This is a genomic window from Flavobacterium sp. PLA-DH12 (assembly GCF_059511845.1).
This window is the reverse complement of sequence record NZ_JCAMPD010000002.1, coordinates 199,703-215,270: the sequence shown is the minus strand read 5'-3', so window position 1 is coordinate 215,270 and position 15,568 is coordinate 199,703. Positions and strand designations below refer to the sequence as shown.

The 15,568-nt window shown below is 34.1% G+C and carries 16 protein-coding genes; 14 read left to right on the top strand and 2 right to left on the bottom strand.

Translation table 11 applies throughout. The features are described from left to right. Nucleotides 1-15: 15 nt before the first annotated feature. Complete coding sequence (locus AC5ZCW_RS04080; RefSeq protein WP_496118120.1) at nucleotides 16-1,572, top strand: patatin-like phospholipase family protein; 1,557 nt, start codon at nucleotides 16-18, stop codon at nucleotides 1,570-1,572. Between the two features lie 40 nt (nucleotides 1,573-1,612). Here the strand turns inward: AC5ZCW_RS04080 and AC5ZCW_RS04075 are convergent, their stop codons facing one another. Beyond that, nucleotides 1,613-2,062 carry a protease complex subunit PrcB family protein gene (locus AC5ZCW_RS04075; protein ID WP_281634242.1) on the bottom strand — a complete coding sequence of 150 codons (450 nt, stop codon included), beginning with the start codon at nucleotides 2,060-2,062 and terminating at the stop codon, nucleotides 1,613-1,615. 307 nt (nucleotides 2,063-2,369) lie between these two features. Here AC5ZCW_RS04075 and AC5ZCW_RS04070 point away from each other — a divergent pair, with 307 nt between their 5' ends. The 9 genes from AC5ZCW_RS04070 (at nucleotide 2,370) to proC (ending at nucleotide 11,671) form a co-directional block, all read left to right on the top strand. After that, nucleotides 2,370-2,909 (top strand): DMP19 family protein, encoded by a 540-nt coding sequence (locus tag AC5ZCW_RS04070; RefSeq protein WP_496118118.1) that lies wholly within the window; start codon nucleotides 2,370-2,372, stop codon nucleotides 2,907-2,909. Nucleotides 2,910-2,985: 76 nt separating this feature from the next. Then, nucleotides 2,986-3,903 carry a hypothetical protein gene (locus AC5ZCW_RS04065; protein ID WP_496118116.1) on the top strand — a complete coding sequence of 306 codons (918 nt, stop codon included), beginning with the start codon at nucleotides 2,986-2,988 and terminating at the stop codon, nucleotides 3,901-3,903. A gap of 159 nt (nucleotides 3,904-4,062) precedes the next feature. Continuing rightward, a complete protein-coding gene (serS, locus tag AC5ZCW_RS04060; protein WP_008465517.1) occupies nucleotides 4,063-5,334 on the top strand; it encodes a serine--tRNA ligase in 1,272 nt (423 codons plus the stop codon). An 84-nt stretch (nucleotides 5,335-5,418) separates the two neighbouring features. Next, a complete protein-coding gene (gene lgt / locus AC5ZCW_RS04055) occupies nucleotides 5,419-6,261 on the top strand; it encodes a prolipoprotein diacylglyceryl transferase (RefSeq protein WP_496118114.1) in 843 nt (280 codons plus the stop codon). A gap of 78 nt (nucleotides 6,262-6,339) precedes the next feature. Further along, the gene (locus AC5ZCW_RS04050) at nucleotides 6,340-8,121 is read left to right on the top strand and encodes a tetratricopeptide repeat protein (protein WP_496118110.1); all 1,782 of its coding nucleotides are present in this window, start codon (nucleotides 6,340-6,342) and stop codon (nucleotides 8,119-8,121) included. 98 nt (nucleotides 8,122-8,219) lie between these two features. Continuing rightward, nucleotides 8,220-8,531: a DUF4286 family protein gene (locus tag AC5ZCW_RS04045; protein WP_008465514.1), complete on the top strand. Its 312-nt coding sequence runs from the start codon at nucleotides 8,220-8,222 to the stop codon at nucleotides 8,529-8,531. A 133-nt stretch (nucleotides 8,532-8,664) separates the two neighbouring features. Beyond that, nucleotides 8,665-9,450 (top strand): 16S rRNA (adenine(1518)-N(6)/adenine(1519)-N(6))-dimethyltransferase RsmA, encoded by a 786-nt coding sequence (gene rsmA / locus AC5ZCW_RS04040; protein ID WP_177211655.1) that lies wholly within the window; start codon nucleotides 8,665-8,667, stop codon nucleotides 9,448-9,450. Beyond that, a complete protein-coding gene (gene mgtE / locus AC5ZCW_RS04035; protein ID WP_095930296.1) occupies nucleotides 9,434-10,783 on the top strand; it encodes a magnesium transporter in 1,350 nt (449 codons plus the stop codon). Before rsmA ends, mgtE begins: the two co-directional genes overlap by 17 nt. A 111-nt stretch (nucleotides 10,784-10,894) precedes the next feature. Continuing rightward, the gene (gene proC, locus AC5ZCW_RS04030; RefSeq protein ID WP_496118102.1) at nucleotides 10,895-11,671 is read left to right on the top strand and encodes a pyrroline-5-carboxylate reductase; all 777 of its coding nucleotides are present in this window, start codon (nucleotides 10,895-10,897) and stop codon (nucleotides 11,669-11,671) included. Between the two features lie 78 nt (nucleotides 11,672-11,749). On the opposite strand, the gene nhaA is transcribed toward proC, so the two are convergent. Continuing rightward, nucleotides 11,750-12,889, bottom strand: a complete 1,140-nt coding sequence (gene nhaA / locus AC5ZCW_RS04025) for a Na+/H+ antiporter NhaA (RefSeq protein WP_496118100.1) — start codon at nucleotides 12,887-12,889, stop codon at nucleotides 11,750-11,752. 211 nt (nucleotides 12,890-13,100) lie between these two features. Between nhaA and AC5ZCW_RS04020 the strand changes: the two genes are divergently transcribed. The 4 genes from AC5ZCW_RS04020 to AC5ZCW_RS04005 all read left to right on the top strand — a co-directional run bounded on the left by AC5ZCW_RS04020 (nucleotide 13,101) and on the right by AC5ZCW_RS04005 (nucleotide 15,515). Beyond that, on the top strand, nucleotides 13,101-14,051 hold the full coding sequence (locus tag AC5ZCW_RS04020) for a 2-hydroxyacid dehydrogenase (RefSeq protein ID WP_496118098.1): 951 nt from the start codon (nucleotides 13,101-13,103) through the stop codon (nucleotides 14,049-14,051). 190 nt (nucleotides 14,052-14,241) lie between these two features. Then, nucleotides 14,242-14,658 (top strand): DUF805 domain-containing protein, encoded by a 417-nt coding sequence (locus tag AC5ZCW_RS04015; RefSeq protein ID WP_281634233.1) that lies wholly within the window; start codon nucleotides 14,242-14,244, stop codon nucleotides 14,656-14,658. A 15-nt stretch (nucleotides 14,659-14,673) separates the two neighbouring features. Next, nucleotides 14,674-14,952, top strand: a complete 279-nt coding sequence (locus AC5ZCW_RS04010; protein ID WP_095930301.1) for a TM2 domain-containing protein — start codon at nucleotides 14,674-14,676, stop codon at nucleotides 14,950-14,952. A gap of 197 nt (nucleotides 14,953-15,149) precedes the next feature. Next, the gene (locus AC5ZCW_RS04005; protein ID WP_496118095.1) at nucleotides 15,150-15,515 is read left to right on the top strand and encodes a DUF805 domain-containing protein; all 366 of its coding nucleotides are present in this window, start codon (nucleotides 15,150-15,152) and stop codon (nucleotides 15,513-15,515) included. Nucleotides 15,516-15,568: the final 53 nt, after the last annotated feature.

The following is a 15,568-nucleotide window of genomic DNA, read 5'->3' as shown; positions in this document are numbered from 1 at the left end:
TTAAATGGAATTAGAATGAAAATTAAAGGTCTTTCTCTAGGATTCTTTTTCCTTTTTATAATAAACGAAGGAATCGCCCAAAACAAAATAAATCTCTTTTCAGAAATCAATTATAACTCAATTCCTGCGGTTGATTTAAGCGAATATAAGTCGGTTCAGGATCGTGATAGCCGACTTCAGAATCCAAATATTGCTTTAGGAGTGGGAATTTCGGGTGGTGGATCAAGAGCCCAGTTTTTCGGTATGGGTGTTCTTTTGGGTTTAGAAGAAATTAAGGAAGAAAACACGAATCGTAATTTCTTGAATGAAATTGATTATTTCTCTACTGTTTCTGGAGGCTGTTATGCTGCGGGATATTATTTGACCATTTTTAAAAACAAATTGCAATACGATAATTGTTCGTTCAACGAATTTTATTTTTCTAAAGCCGATGCATTTAAAGCTGATGTTAGTAAATCGGCTTCGCTTTTTTCTCTTTTGAACAACAGCCGAAACGAAAAAGGGGAAAAAATCTCTATGGCGCAGCGATTAGATTTGGAGGTTTTGCAATACGACAGCGCAAATCCAGAGAATCAGAATAAATTTAGAACACAAATGCTTTTGTCTGATTTTTTTATTCCGAAGGACAGCAAGCAAAATCCGCAATTACCCATAATGGTTGCCAATGGAACGGCTTATAACAACGGTGAACGATTTCCGTTTATGCCACATATTATTCGGGCTTTAAAAATCAATTCGTCTCTTGCTCCTAATAAGGCACCGCTTTCGCTTGACGAAAATGAGATTAACAACGGTTATGATTTTCCGCTGACGTATGCTATTACAGCAAGTTCGGCTTTTCCGGGAGTTCTCCCTAAAACCAAATTCGGAATTAAAAATCAGGATAAAATTTTGTGTGTAATTGACGGTGGGGCGTCAGATAATATGGGTTACGAAACGCTGATTGAACTTCTTCATAACGATACAAAAGTAAAAGACAAAAACAAAAAGGCACTTTTTATTGATTGTTTAGGACAGGGGAAAAAAGCTCCTTTTATAAATGATGAAAAAATCAGACTTATTTCGTTGTTAGAAACTGCTTCTTTGTACACGGTTCAAACCAGATATATGACTTTTGAAAAAGATGTCGAAAATGTTTTGGAACGATACAAGATACCGATTTCCAATTATCAGATTATTGGTTTTACAACTTTAAAAGAATATCTTCAAAAGTTAAATAAAAACAAGGCTTATGAAGATTTGGTAACAGAACTGAAAAATACTGATGACGAAGCCCCAAGCTGGCTAAAAATTCATGATAATTTTAAAGCAGAATTGATTGAAAAGTTTGGAGAAGATAGTTTTCAAAAGGACAAATACAGTCAGCTACAGCTTTCTAGTTTGGACAAAGAAAAGTTTAAAGATTTTGATGCAAAAGAACTTTTAATGCTTTACGAGTATACGTCACATATCGAAACCAAGTTAAAAATAACTCCCGAAGAAAAAGAGATGTTGCTGTTGTCTGGACGTTTTGCAGCGTATGTGAAAACGAATGAATTGAAAGCCTTACTAACCGAAAATACAGGAAATTAACAGTAAGTTTTTTATCAGTTTAAAACTTTGAGAAGATTTATTACTGCTCAAAAACCACTTTTTTATCTGTTTTTGCTGTTTTTACAATGTCATAAGGTCTAGAAGATTTCTTGGTGAGATTCCCGTTTTTTAATTTCTCAACCTTTACAATTATAGTATTGCGGTTTTCGGTCATTTCTACAATATCGATCGAATGCCCGTCATTGGGTTGTGTTTTATCAATAACGGCAATAACCTGATATTGGCTAAAATCAATATTAGTTTCTTTAAAACCTTTTATTTTAGCACTTGAAATATTCATTTCTTTCAAAAAATTATTCCACGTTTTAGCATCTTTAATAACCAAATGTCTTTGAGCGAGGCTTTGGTCGTTTGCAAAAGAATCTCCCTTACCTACTAGCGCAAAAGGAACGTCGGACTGTGGCAAATCATCATTGTCACAGCCAACCAGCAAAAGCAGGATGCTAAATATTAATAAAATCTGTTTCACGTTTTTGGTTTTAGCTAGGAAAACTTTGGTGTAAAGTATTGTTTATTAAACAGATGTGGTTTTTTATAAATGGTTGCTTAAAGGTAATCAATTTTTGACAAACTTTTTAATTTATATTGATAACGGGAATTTGTGTTAAAGATTGTAAGGACAAACGAAGAAAAAGCAGAAAAATTGTATTTCTTGTCAAAAAGACTGTTTTTTAAGTTAAAAGGCATAAAAAATAACGCAAAATAAATAAGTTTGAAAAGCAACATTCAATTATTTCCCTCAACTTTGCAAAACAATTTTTTAAATAAACATTCAAATGGAATTCGGTAAAATCATTATTTCAGAAACGGCGGCAAACAGCGAAAATCCTCAAGACGTTGTAAATTCGAATATTTCGGTAATCAATTTAATGCGCGAAGAAAAAATAGACGACGATTTAATTCACGAAGATGCTTTAATGAGTTATTATTTAGATTTTTATGCTTCGAAATATGCTGAAGGAAATTTTTCGAAGTTTGTTCATGATTCGGGCTGGAATAAAGAACTGAACGAATTAATCGAAGAAGGCTTAGCTTTAATTGGTGCCCAAAAGCATTTGGAATTGTTTAAAGAACAAAGTCGCAAATTGCGTTTGCAGAGTAACATTAAATTAGGAAAATTTCTAAAAGATAAATATGAGGCTCCGAACGCTTTTAAAGACTTGCTAAATAACAATGCTTATTTTGAATTGGACGAAAATCTGACCGAATTGAATGCTGCATTTTTAAAATCGCATCCGGATACAGAAGTGCTTTCGGTCGACGAAATGTTTAAAACACTGGAAGAGTTTGTAGGACACGAAATTAAGAGAGATTAAATTTTAATTTTCCCGCTGAGGTTTGTAAGAAAATTATATATTTGAAATACCCTAAATTTCTAACAAATCAAAGCCTATGAAAAAAACGATTCTTTTAAGCGGCGTTTTGATGTTTTTATTTTCCTGTGGGAAACATGAAAAGGTTCAAGACAATGTTCAAGTTCAAGATCAAGAACTTCTTTCGCAAACGGAACTTGGTTTTAGCAAAAGACAGATAAAAAAACTTATTTTTAAAAATCTGGACGAAATTGAAGATTCAAAAGAAATGAATCTTGAGTTGCTTTCTAAAGTGGCATCCAATCTCAAAATCAAATATTCAGATATTAAAATTAAAGAAACAAGTTCTATCAATTACGACGACCAAACTGCTTTTTTTGTCCTGACAACTGTTTCGCACGATAAAAAAGCATTTAGAACTAATGATAATGACAATGAGCTGGGGAATTATTTTCAGCGTAAATACTTATTTGTAAACCGTGAAGACGGAAGCGTAATTGCCGAAGAGTTTGATGATAATTTAGGTTATTATGATAATGAAGCTATTCAGTTTTCGAAATCGCATATTTTGAAAGATCTGGTTTTTCTAAATGAAACTACTCCAGCAATTGCTTTTTATACCGAAGCCAATGCGAGCAGTCGAATTGTTCTGTATTCAGAAAAGAAATTTACACTAGTAACTCTAGCCGATAAAGAGATAAAAAAGGTTTTATACGAATATCCAATTCGATTAAGCAATGGTGATTCTAACGGAAATGGAACTTTTCAGATAGAAACTTTAGAAACCGGAATGAGCTTTTCTGATCATAAAACCAATGGTTATTTTGATTTGATCATATCTAAAAACTTTTCTTATGAAGAAGCAATAGAAAGTGATTTAGAAAATGGAATTGAAGAAAAAAGTGACTTGAAAATTAAAAAGGAATTAGAAAAAATAAAGTATAACGGACGAGAATATGCTTTTCATAGAGATGACAGACTCCGTTTTTTAGAATAAAATTCAAAAAAAATCAAATAACATCAAGAGCACTTTTACGGTGCTTTTGCTGTTTATAGGGGATTTCTGTTTTACTGCAAAACTTTGACCTATTGTTAACAAACATTTCCTTAAATTTGCTTCCGTTATAAAAAATACAATAGTTATAAAAATCAAGCTATGTTACAAATTGCATTTATTAGAGAAAATCAAGAGAAAGTAATCAAAGCTTTAGCAAAACGAAATATCGATGCTAAAAGCGTTGTTGAAGAGGTGGTTCAATTAGACGAAAATCGTCGTGCTGCACAGGTGGAATTAGACAATACTTTATCAGAATCTAATAAATTGTCCAAAGATATTGGTGAATTGATGAAAGCTGGCGAGAAAGCTAAAGCAGCAATCTTAAAAGAAAAAACAGTTTCACTAAAAGAAAAAAGCAAAGAACTGAGCGAAAAAGCAGAAGCTTTGGCTGTTGAGTTGACCAATAAATTATACACATTACCAAACCTTCCAGCCGATATTGTTCCTGAAGGAAAAACTCCAGATGACAATTTGAATGTTTTCCAAGAAGGAGATATTCCAGCTTTGCACGAAGGCGCACAGCCTCACTGGGAATTGGTTAAGAAATACGATATCATCGATTTTGAATTGGGTGTAAAAATCACAGGAGCAGGATTTCCTGTTTATAAAGGAAAAGGAGCAAAGCTTCAACGTGCTTTGATCAACTACTTTTTAGACAAAAACACTGCTGCAGGATACAATGAAGTTCAGGTGCCACATTTGGTAAACGAAGCTTCTGGTTACGGAACAGGTCAATTGCCAGATAAAGAAGGGCAGATGTACCACGCTGGAATTGACGATTTATATCTAATTCCAACGGCTGAGGTTCCAGTAACCAATTTATTCCGCGATGTGATTTTAAACGAAAGTGAATTGCCTGTTTTACAGACAGCCTATACGCCATGTTTCCGTCGTGAAGCAGGTTCTTATGGAGCACACGTTCGCGGATTAAACCGTTTGCACCAATTTGATAAAGTAGAAATTGTTCGTATCGAACATCCTGATAATTCTTATGCAGCTTTAGACGGAATGGTAGAACATGTGAAAGGCATTTTAAAAGAATTAAAATTGCCTTACAGAGTGTTACGTCTTTGCGGTGGCGATATGGGATTCACATCTGCTTTGACTTACGATTTTGAAGTATTTTCTACTGCTCAAGATCGCTGGTTAGAAATCAGTTCTGTTTCTAACTTTGAAACGTTCCAGGCAAACCGTTTGAAATTACGTTTCAAAGACAAAGACGGAAAAAATCAGCTGGCACATACACTTAACGGAAGTTCATTAGCGCTTCCGAGAGTTTTAGCTGGAATTATTGAAAATTACCAAACTCCAGAAGGAATCGTAATCCCAGAAGTTTTACGTCCTTACTGTGGATTTGATATTATAAACTAAAAAAGATAGTTTTTAAGATACAAACCTAACAGACTTTAAAAACCTGTTAGGTTTTCTTAATTTATAGAAATTAAAAAACAGAGCATGATGAATGGAATTTTAAACTGGAACGTAGATCCTGTTATTTTCTGGATTACAGATAGTTTTCCTTTAAAATATTACGGAGCTCTTTTTGCTTGCGGACTTCTTTTAGGCTTTTACATTGTTAGAAATATTTATAAAAAAGAAAATCTTTCGCTAGATAATCTCGATACATTATTGATTTATGTAATTGTTGGAACGGTTTTAGGAGCCAGACTTGGGCATTGTTTCTTTTACGAACCAGAGTATTTCTTAAAACATCCGATAGAAATCCTTTTGCCGATTCAGAAAATAAAAGGAGTTTATCAATTTGTGGGTTATCAAGGTTTGGCAAGTCACGGAGGTTCTATTGGAGTACTTACGGCAATGATTTTATACTGCAGAAAATACAAAGTGCAATTTTTAGGGCTTTTAGATAAAATGGCTGTTGCAGTTCCTGTAACGGGTACATTTATTAGATTGGGAAATTTTATGAATTCTGAAATCTATGGAAAACCAACTAATGGAAATTGGGGAGTGGTTTTTGAAAGAGATGATTTGATTCCGAGACATCCAACACAATTGTATGAAGCTTTTGCGTATTTACTGATTTTCGGAATTCTATTTTACATGTATAAATCAGAAAAAATTAGAAATGCACAAGGATTAATCTTTGGAACTTTCTTAACTTTATTATTTACAGCTCGTTTCATAATTGAATTTTTTAAAGAAAATCAAGAAGCTTTTGAAAACAATATGCTGATTAATATGGGACAGATCTTAAGTATTCCATTTATTTTAATTGGTTTAGCTCTGATTTTTTGGAAAACTAGAAAAGTCTCAGTTTACAGTGATAGTTTACAGTAACTGGAAGCTTAAATTTTTCCAGTTTATAATTTTAGGTATTGACTGAAAACTGCGATTGCGACTGAAAACTTAAAAAATATGAGAAACATATTGATTGGTATCGTTTTGTTATGTTCTGGTTTTGCGTTTGCACAAAACGAGCAGCTGGCACAATATTATTACGATAAAGGTGATTTTGATAAAGCTAAAATCAGTTATGAAGAGCTTTTGAAAAATGCGCCCTCTAATACGCAGTATTTTTTAAGAACTGTCGAATGTTATCAGCAGTTACAGCAATTCGCGAATGCCGAAAAAGCTATTCAAGATCGATACAATCGCTATAAACAAGGTGTTTTTTTGGTGGAGTTAGGATACAATTTCCAGTTACAGAAAAATGACGCGAAAGCCAAAAATTACTACGAACAGGCAATTGAAAAAATAAAGGTAAATCCGAATGATGTTTACGGAATTGCGAGCTCGTTTGAGAAAAAAGTATTGCTAGAATATGCTTTAAAAGCGTATCAGACTGCAATGCAGATTCAGCCCAATTTCAATTTTAATTTTCAAATCGGAATGCTGTACGGACAGTTGGGTAAAACCGATTTAATGATTGACTTGTTGTTGACAGAATCTTTTACAAATCCGCAGAACACCAATTTGATTCAGACGCAATTGTCAAGATTCATGAATGGTGAAACTGATAATACGGCTTTTAAAGATGCAATGCGAAAAGCACTAATCTTAAGAACCCAAAAAGATCAAGACGTTTTCTGGAATCATTATTTAAGCTGGTTTTATGTGCAGCAGAAAGAATTCGGAAAAGCCTTTATTCAGGAAAAAGCCATTTACAAACGCGAGCCAGAATCGTTAATGAGTATTGTCAATTTGAGTCAGTTTGCGATGAATGAAAACGATGACGAAACAGCTGTTGAAATCCTGAATTTCATTCTTCAAAACACGAAAGATTTAGGTTTGCTGATTCAGTCTAATGCTTATTTAATGCAAATAAAGATTGATAATGCACAGGAAAAAGACTATCCGTTAATCGATCAGGAATTGAACCAATTGCTGGCTACTTACGAAATCAGTCCTTTTACCTTATCTTTGCAAATCATTCAAGCGCATTTTTTGGCTTTTAATTTGAAAAAGACAGAAGAAGGAAAGGCAGTAATCAAAAAGGCTTTAGAATTAAATCTAAATGAATATCAAAAAGCTGACGCTAAAATGGAGCTGGCCGATATTTTGCTTTTAGAAGAAAAGTACAATCAGGCGCTGATTTATTATTCGCAAATTCAATTGGACTTGAAAAATGATGTAATGGCGCACGAAGCCAGTTTGAAAGCAGCTAAAACAAGTTATTACAAAGGTGATTTTGAATGGGCAAATAAACAATTCAAAGAATTAAAAGCGGCCAATACGCAGTTAATCGCCAATGACGCTCTAGAATATTTTCTTTTAATTAATGATAATACCGCCGCCGATTCAACTCAAGTTGCTTTAAAAGCATTTGCAAAGGGCGATTTTTTAATTTATCAGAATAAAAAACAAGAAGCGATAACGCAGTTTCAGAATATTTTAAAAACCTTTAAAGGTCAAGAAATAGAAGCGGTAACTTTGCTTCGTTTAGGAAAAGTGTACGAAAGTCAGAAAGATTTTGCTTCGGCTTTAAGCCAATATCAGCAAATCATTGACAATCACAGCGACGGAATTTATGTTGATGAAGCATTGTTTTTCTCAGCAGAAATTTACAACGACGAACTAAAAGATCCAGAAAAGGCAAAGCCTTTATATGAAAAGGTAATTTTTAATCAACAAGACAGTATTTACTTTGTTGATGCCAGAAAAAAATATCGAGAGTTAAGAGGTGATAAGAATTTATAAATGAGATTTTTAGATTGTTAGATCTTTAGACTTCTTAGATGAAAGAAGAAAGTCTAGAGATCTAAGATGTCTAAGGAATCTAAGAAAGTCTAAAAGAAATGATTATTTACAACGTTACCACAAACATACACGAAAGCGTTCATGACCAATGGTTAAAATGGATGCAGGAAAAACATATACCAGAAATTCTGGCTACTAATAAATTTTCTTCAGCACGAATTGTAAAAGTTCTCGTTGAAGAAGAAATGGGCGGAATCACCTATTCTGTACAGTATATAACAGACAGCAAAGAAACTCTGGAGAAGTTTTATATCGAAGATGAACCAGAATTTCATAGAGAAGCATTAGGCTTATTTGCTGATAAAATGCTTTCTTTCAGAACAGAATTGGAAGTTATTTCGGAGCACTAATATTTAGTGTTCAGTTTTCAGTAATTAGTATTCAGTCAAAAGAAATTAAATCTTTGTCTCTTTGTTCCGATAGCTATCGGGATTGTGGCAAAAAAAGAATACTTTTGCAGCCTCGTGGCAAACAAGAAATGAAATGGAAAAAGTAAAAGCAAAAAAACATTTAGGACAGCACTTTCTTAAAGACGAAAGTGTCGCAAAGGCTATTGCAGATACTTTGAGTCTTAAAGGATATGAGGAGGTTCTAGAAATAGGGCCAGGAATGGGCGTGCTTACTAAATATTTACTTGAAAAGCCAATTACCACACACGTTATTGAGATCGATACAGAATCGGTAGCGTATTTGGATGCACATTATCCAAAATTAAAAGACAAGATTATTTCTCAGGATTTCCTGAAGTATAATATAAATGAAGTTTACCAAGACAAACAGTTTGCCATAATTGGAAACTTTCCGTACAATATTTCTTCTCAGATTGTTTTTAGGACATTAGATCTTAAACATCAGATTCCTGAATTTTCGGGAATGTTCCAGAAAGAAGTAGCCGAGCGCATCTGCGAAAAGAAAGGCTCGAAAACCTACGGAATACTATCCGTTTTAGCCCAGGCTTTCTATACTACAGAGTATCTGTTTACGGTTGATGAAAACGTTTTTATTCCTCCGCCCAAGGTGAAATCGGGTGTGATGAGAATGACCCGAAAGGAAGATTACAGTCTTCCTTGTAGCGAAAAGTTGTTTTTTACAGTTGTAAAAACCGCTTTTCAGCAGAGACGAAAAACATTACGTAACAGTTTGAAAACATTAAATTTATCAGACAAATTGCGAGAAGACACTATCTTTGATAAACGTCCGGAGCAGCTTAGCGTCGATGAATTTATTGAACTAACTCTAAAAATAGAAACCGATGGAGTTCAAAGTTAGTAAAGAATTTATACACCAGTTAGAGGAACTGATCAATAAGAAAAACGACAGCGAATTAGAAGTTTTACTTAATGATCTGCACCACGCTGATATTGCCGAAATTTTAGACGAATTAGATTTCGATGAGGCAACCTACATCTTTAAGGTTTTAGATAGTGATAAAACCGCCGAAATTCTTCTTGAATTGGAAGAGGATCTGCGTGAAAATATCTTAAGCCGACTTTCACCAAAGGAAATCGCAGAAGAGCTTGACGAGCTTGAAACCAATGACGCCGCCGATATTATCGCAGAACTTTCGCAGGAAATTAAAGCGGAAGTAATCTCTGAAATATTAGATGTTGAACACGCCAAAGACATTGTTGATCTTTTGCGTTACGACGAAAATACGGCGGGAGGTCTAATGGGTAAAGAGCTTGTAAAAGTGAATGAAAACTGGAATGTTTTGACCTGCGTTAAAGAAATGAGAATTCAGGCAGAAAATGTATCCAGAGTACATTCTATTTACGTAGTGGATGATGAAAATAGACTAAAAGGAAGACTTTCTCTTAAAGATTTGTTGACTTCTTCTACCAAAACTCAGATTGGTGAAGTTTATATCCGAAAATTAAATTTTGTTAATGTTGATACAGAAGATGTTGAAGTCGCTCGTATCATGCAGAAATATGATTTGGAGGCAATTCCGGTTGTTGACGAGTTAGGTCGTTTGGTAGGAAGAATTACTATCGATGATATCGTAGACGTAATCAAAGAAGAAGCCGATAAAGATTACCAATTAGCTGCCGGTATTACACAGGACGTTGAATCGAATGACAGCGTTTACGAATTGACCAAAGCGCGTCTGCCTTGGCTTTTGATCGGAATGGTGATCGAAATTGTTGCATCTTTTGTTTTAAAAGGCAATGAAGCAACTTTTCAAAAATATTCTACATTAATCATTTTTGTGCCTTTACTTTCTGCAACTGCTGGAAATATTGGAGTTCAGGCTTCGGCAATCGTAGTGCAAGGTCTAGCAAATGGAACATTGAAAGATTTCAGCCGTGCTTATTTTACTAAAGAAATTACCGTTTCGATGATTTCGGGAAGTATTATTTCATTTCTTTTATTGTGTTACCATTCTATCATGTATCAGCAGTATTTAGTTGGGTTTGCCATTTCAATTTCGATGATTGTCGTGATTTTGTTTGCTGCTACTTTAGGAACATTAGTGCCGCTTTTCTTGAACAAAAACAAAATTGATCCCGCCATTGCGACTGGTCCGTTTATTACAACAACCAACGATGTCTTCGGAATCATGTTATACTTTGGAGTAGCAAATCTGATTCTTGGATTCTAGATTTTTGCCACAAATTAGCCATTTGCAGTGATTTAAAATCTCTAAAATCTGCGTAATTTGCAGGCGGAAAATGCTGTTTACCAGCCAGAAATAAATTAAAGCCAAACCAAAATGAAAGTACACATTATTGGAGGAGGAAACCTTGGGGTTTCTATTGCCTTAGGAATTGCTAAATTCTCGAAAAACAACCAAGTTACTGTCACAAGAAGAAACACAGCAAGTATTCAATATTTATCTGAGTACGGAATTACTGTTTCTAACGATAATAAACACAACATCGAGCAAGCTGATGTTTTAATTTTGACTATAAAACCCTATCAAGTAGATACTGTTTTGGCCGAAATTCTGCCAGTTATCCAAAATAAAACAATCGCTTCAGCAGTTAGCGGATTGTCTTTGGATATGCTTCAAACCAAAACAAATTTTGAATATCCAGTTGTTCGCATTATGCCAAATATTGCTGCACAGTTTGGAGAATCGGCAACTTGTATTTCTTTCCCTGAAAAATATGCAGCAAATGCTTCGCCAGTTGTTGATTTGTTTCAAGATTTAGGAACTGCTCCTGTAATTGACGAAAAACTAATGGATGCAGCAACAGTTTTAGGTGCGTGCGGAACTGCATATGCATTACGTTATATTCGCGCTTCTATGCAAGCAGGAATCGAAATTGGATTTGATTCTAATACTGCTCTTGCAATTGCGGCACAAACGGTAAAGGGGGCAGCAAAAATGCTTTTAGAAGAACGAGTGCATCCAGAACAATTAATCGACCGTGTAACGACGCCTCAAGGCTGTACAATTGTCGGTTTAAATGAAATGGAACACAATGGATTTAGTTCATCATTAATTAAAGGAATCAAAACTTCTTTAAAACAAATCAAAGGTTAGGTTTTAAAGAAATTTCAAATATTAAAAATCCCAAATTCCAATTTTCAAACTGGAGTTTGGGATTTTTTTATTGGGATTTTATTTCGATCTGTTTAGTATGTATTTCAAATAAACAAATCCCATAAGTCCAGCCATGAAAGAGGCTATAAGAATCGCTATTTTAGAAAAAACAATAACTTCGGGATTTTTGAAAGCAAGAACCGTAATGAATATTGACATGGTAAAACCAATTCCGCCCAGCATTCCTGCACCTAAAATATGTGTCCATTTTAAGTTTTTAGGTAACATGCACAAACCAGACGTCACGCCGACAGAAGAGAAAAGCAAAATTCCAAGTGGTTTACCTACCACAAGACCAAGAATGATTCCGTATGTATTAACATGATTAAGACCTTCGTGCCAGTTTTCTGTAATGGTTATAGCGGTATTTGCAATTGCAAAGAGAGGCAATATTAGAAAGGCAACGGGCTGATGCAAAAAATGTTGTAGTCTATACGAAGAAGTTTTTTCTCCGCCATCTCCAAACGGAATTACAAATGCTAAAATAACTCCTGTAATGGTTGCATGAACGCCAGAATTAAGCATAAAATACCACATAATAGCTCCACCAACAAGATATGGAATTAGATTATGGATTTTCATTCGGTTCAAGATGAATAATAAGCCCCAAATTCCTAGTGCAATTCCTAGATTTAAAAAAGAGATTGATGTGGTATAAAAAACTGCAATAACGATAATAGCGCCTAAATCATCAATAACGGCTAAAGCAGTCAAGAAAACTTTCAAAGATGTAGGAACCTTTTTTCCTAGAAGCGATAAAATTCCGATTGCAAAGGCAATATCGGTCGCCATTGGAATCCCAGCTCCGTTTTGTGTTGTTGTTCCATAATTTAAGACCAAAAAGATCGCTGCAGGAACCAGCATTCCGCCAAAAGCGGCCATTATAGGCAAAGAAGCGTTCTTAATATTGGATAATTCGCCGTGATAAATTTCGCGTTCCAGCTCCAATCCGATCAAAAGGAAGAAAATTGTCATCAATCCATCATTGATCCAGTGCGTAATAGAATGCCCTGAAAATTCTTTTTCCCAAAAAGCAACATACGGAATTTGAATTGAAGAGTTGGCAAGATATAGAGATAAAATCGTAACACAGAGCAAGATAATTCCTCCCGATTTTTCGTTTTCAAAAAAGGCTTTAAAAGTCTTGGTTAGTTTCATTATGGGAAGATTTTCTGAAGATTTATATGATGGATTGCGAAATCCTTATTCTTTCAAAGTTAAAAAAAAATCTGACCAATAAAAAGTTTAGAGGCAAAGCTGCAAAGATTCCAGAAGTTCAAAGTGCATTGCAATGGGAAAAACTTTGTGGTTTTGTGGTTTTGCGAGATTAAATTAACCGTATTTTTGTTTTTTATAAAATTTAGAAAAAATGAGTGTAAAAATTCTTCATATCGACAGTAATAATCCAATTCTATGGAATCAATTGGAAGAAGCGGGTTTTGAAAATCATGCTGATTTCAAATCTTCAAAAGAAGAAATTGAAGCAAAAATTCATGACTATAACGGAATCGTAATTCGTAGTCGATTCAAGATTGATAAGGGTTTTTTGGATAAAGCAACAAAGTTGCAGTTTATTGCGAGAGTTGGTGCTGGTTTGGAAAGCATTGATTGTGAGTATGCTTTTTCAAAAGGAATTCATCTAATTGCAGCACCCGAAGGAAATCGCAATGCTGTTGCAGAACATTCTTTAGGCGTGATTTTATCTTTATTTAATAATCTAAACCAAGCTGATGCTGAAGTAAAAGCAGGACAATGGAATCGCGAAAGCAACCGTGGTCATGAATTGGATTTAAAAACAGTCGGAATTATTGGTTATGGAAATATGGGAAAAGCTTTTGCAAAAAAACTGAGAGGTTTTGAAACAGAAGTTTTATGCTATGATATTTTGGATAATGTTGGCGACGAAAATGCTAAACAAGTTTCTTTGGAAGAATTACGCGAAAAAGCGGATGTTTTAAGCCTTCACCTTCCTTGGACACCAGAAACAGATAAAATGGTCAACAAGGGCTTTATAAATGCATTTAAAAAGCCATTTTGGATAATTAATACATCGCGTGGCAAAAACATCGTCACAGCCGATTTGGTTGAGGCAATGAAAGAGAAAAAAGTTCTAGGAGCAGGTTTGGATGTTTTAGAATATGAAAAACTTTCGTTTGAAACCCTATTTCAAGAAAACAATACGCCAGAAGCACTTCAATATCTTATGGAAGCAAAAAATGTGTTACTGACGCCTCATATTGCAGGTTGGACATTTGAAAGTCATGAACGTCTGGCTCAGGTAATTGTAGATAAAATTAAAGCGGTGTATCATAAAAACTAGCCTACAGCCTTTAGAATTTAATAACGAGTTTTTTCTTGTAAATTTTATTTAGTGAGATTAGTTTTATTTGTTAATTTTTAATAATATTGTTTCCGAATTTTAAAAGAATGAGTCTAAATAGGTTCTTTTTTAAAGTAAGGAGAAAACCGAAAATCCCAAGAGTAGGCCAAAAATAACCGATTTAAAAATTATGATTGAATGGTATAAAATTGCAATGTTCGAGAACTATTCGAATTTTAGCGGAAGAGCTAGAAGAAGTGAATATTGGTATTTTCGTTTGGCAACCGCTGTAATCTTTTTTGTGTTTATTGCTTTAGCGATAATAGTATCAATAATTGGCGGAGGATTTTTAGGTTTTCCAGTTGCAATTGGGTTAATCGCTTTGTATTCTCTTATTGCTTTAATCCCATCTTTGGCTGTAACGGTTAGAAGAATGCACGATTTGGGTAAAAGTGGATGGAATGTTCTAATTTCTTTCATTCCGTTGGTTGGTCCTATCTGGTTTCTTGTTTTGTTAGCAACAGAAGGAGAACACGGGGAAAATTATTATGGTCCAGATCCTAAAAGTACCATTGAAGAAATTGATGAAATCGGAATTAATAATTAACTAAATAATATAAAAATGGAAACTACAAAACCAGAAAGCTGGAATACACCATCTCAACCTAGGCAAGAGAATAAAAAGGTATTAGCAGGAATTATGGGAATTATTTTTGGATACTTAGGTATTCATAAATTCATCTTAGGATACACTCAAGAAGGAATCATCCAAATTGTAATTACAATCGTAACTTGCGGTGTTGGTAGTATAATTGGATTTATTGAAGGAATCATCTACTTAACAAAATCAGATGAAGATTTTTACCAAACATATCAAGTTGGTAAAAAAGGCTGGTTTTAAGAGAAAAACAAATATTTACTCAAGATCCCATTCAGAAATGAATGGGATTTTTTTGTGTAAAAATGTCTTTTTGTAATACAATTATGACTTTTAGTTCCTGCAAATTAAATCGATAATAGTTAATCTTGCGCTTTGTTAAAGAGTGATGGAGTAACTGAAAATCCTTAAGAGTAAGAGAGAATTTAAATGATTTTATTATGATTGAAATGTACAAAAAGGTAGTTTTTGAGAACTATGCAAATTTTAACGGCAGAGCAAGAAGAAAAGAATATTGGTTATTCGTTTTAGTTAATGCTATTATTGGTTATGGTTTATTGTTTGGATTAGGAATTATTTCTGAAAAACTAGCATTGTTAAGCAGCCTGTATAATTTAGCAGTTTTAATTCCTTCGATTGCAGTAGGAGTTAGAAGAATGCACGATGTAGGAAAAAGTGGCTGGTATATTATTTTCCCTATATATAATCTGGTTTTAGCATGTACAGATGGTGAAAAAGGACCAAATCAGTATGGTGCAGATCCTAAAAATCAATTGGAGGAGATTGATGAAATTGGAAAAGAGTAGTTTTCTAGTTTTAATAATACAAAAAAAGCCGTTTCAAATTTTGAAGCGGCTTT

What these genes read in the sequence shown, in the direction of transcription:
- AC5ZCW_RS04015 (WP_281634233.1), top strand. Translation starts at nt 14,242, where the DNA reads ATGATTGAATGGTATAAAATTGCAATGTTCGAGAACTATTCGAATTTT.
- rsmA (WP_177211655.1), top strand. Translation starts at nt 8,665, where the DNA reads ATGGAAAAAGTAAAAGCAAAAAAACATTTAGGACAGCACTTTCTTAAA.
- AC5ZCW_RS04070 (WP_496118118.1), top strand. Translation starts at nt 2,370, where the DNA reads ATGGAATTCGGTAAAATCATTATTTCAGAAACGGCGGCAAACAGCGAA.
- serS (WP_008465517.1), top strand. Translation starts at nt 4,063, where the DNA reads ATGTTACAAATTGCATTTATTAGAGAAAATCAAGAGAAAGTAATCAAA.
- AC5ZCW_RS04065 (WP_496118116.1), top strand. Translation starts at nt 2,986, where the DNA reads ATGAAAAAAACGATTCTTTTAAGCGGCGTTTTGATGTTTTTATTTTCC.
- lgt (WP_496118114.1), top strand. Translation starts at nt 5,419, where the DNA reads ATGATGAATGGAATTTTAAACTGGAACGTAGATCCTGTTATTTTCTGG.
- AC5ZCW_RS04020 (WP_496118098.1), top strand. Translation starts at nt 13,101, where the DNA reads ATGAGTGTAAAAATTCTTCATATCGACAGTAATAATCCAATTCTATGG.
- AC5ZCW_RS04045 (WP_008465514.1), top strand. Translation starts at nt 8,220, where the DNA reads ATGATTATTTACAACGTTACCACAAACATACACGAAAGCGTTCATGAC.
- mgtE (WP_095930296.1), top strand. Translation starts at nt 9,434, where the DNA reads ATGGAGTTCAAAGTTAGTAAAGAATTTATACACCAGTTAGAGGAACTG.
- AC5ZCW_RS04005 (WP_496118095.1), top strand. Translation starts at nt 15,150, where the DNA reads ATGATTGAAATGTACAAAAAGGTAGTTTTTGAGAACTATGCAAATTTT.
- AC5ZCW_RS04080 (WP_496118120.1), top strand. Translation starts at nt 16, where the DNA reads ATGAAAATTAAAGGTCTTTCTCTAGGATTCTTTTTCCTTTTTATAATA.
- AC5ZCW_RS04050 (WP_496118110.1), top strand. Translation starts at nt 6,340, where the DNA reads ATGAGAAACATATTGATTGGTATCGTTTTGTTATGTTCTGGTTTTGCG.
- proC (WP_496118102.1), top strand. Translation starts at nt 10,895, where the DNA reads ATGAAAGTACACATTATTGGAGGAGGAAACCTTGGGGTTTCTATTGCC.
- AC5ZCW_RS04010 (WP_095930301.1), top strand. Translation starts at nt 14,674, where the DNA reads ATGGAAACTACAAAACCAGAAAGCTGGAATACACCATCTCAACCTAGG.
- nhaA (WP_496118100.1), bottom strand. Translation starts at nt 12,889, where the DNA reads ATGAAACTAACCAAGACTTTTAAAGCCTTTTTTGAAAACGAAAAATCG.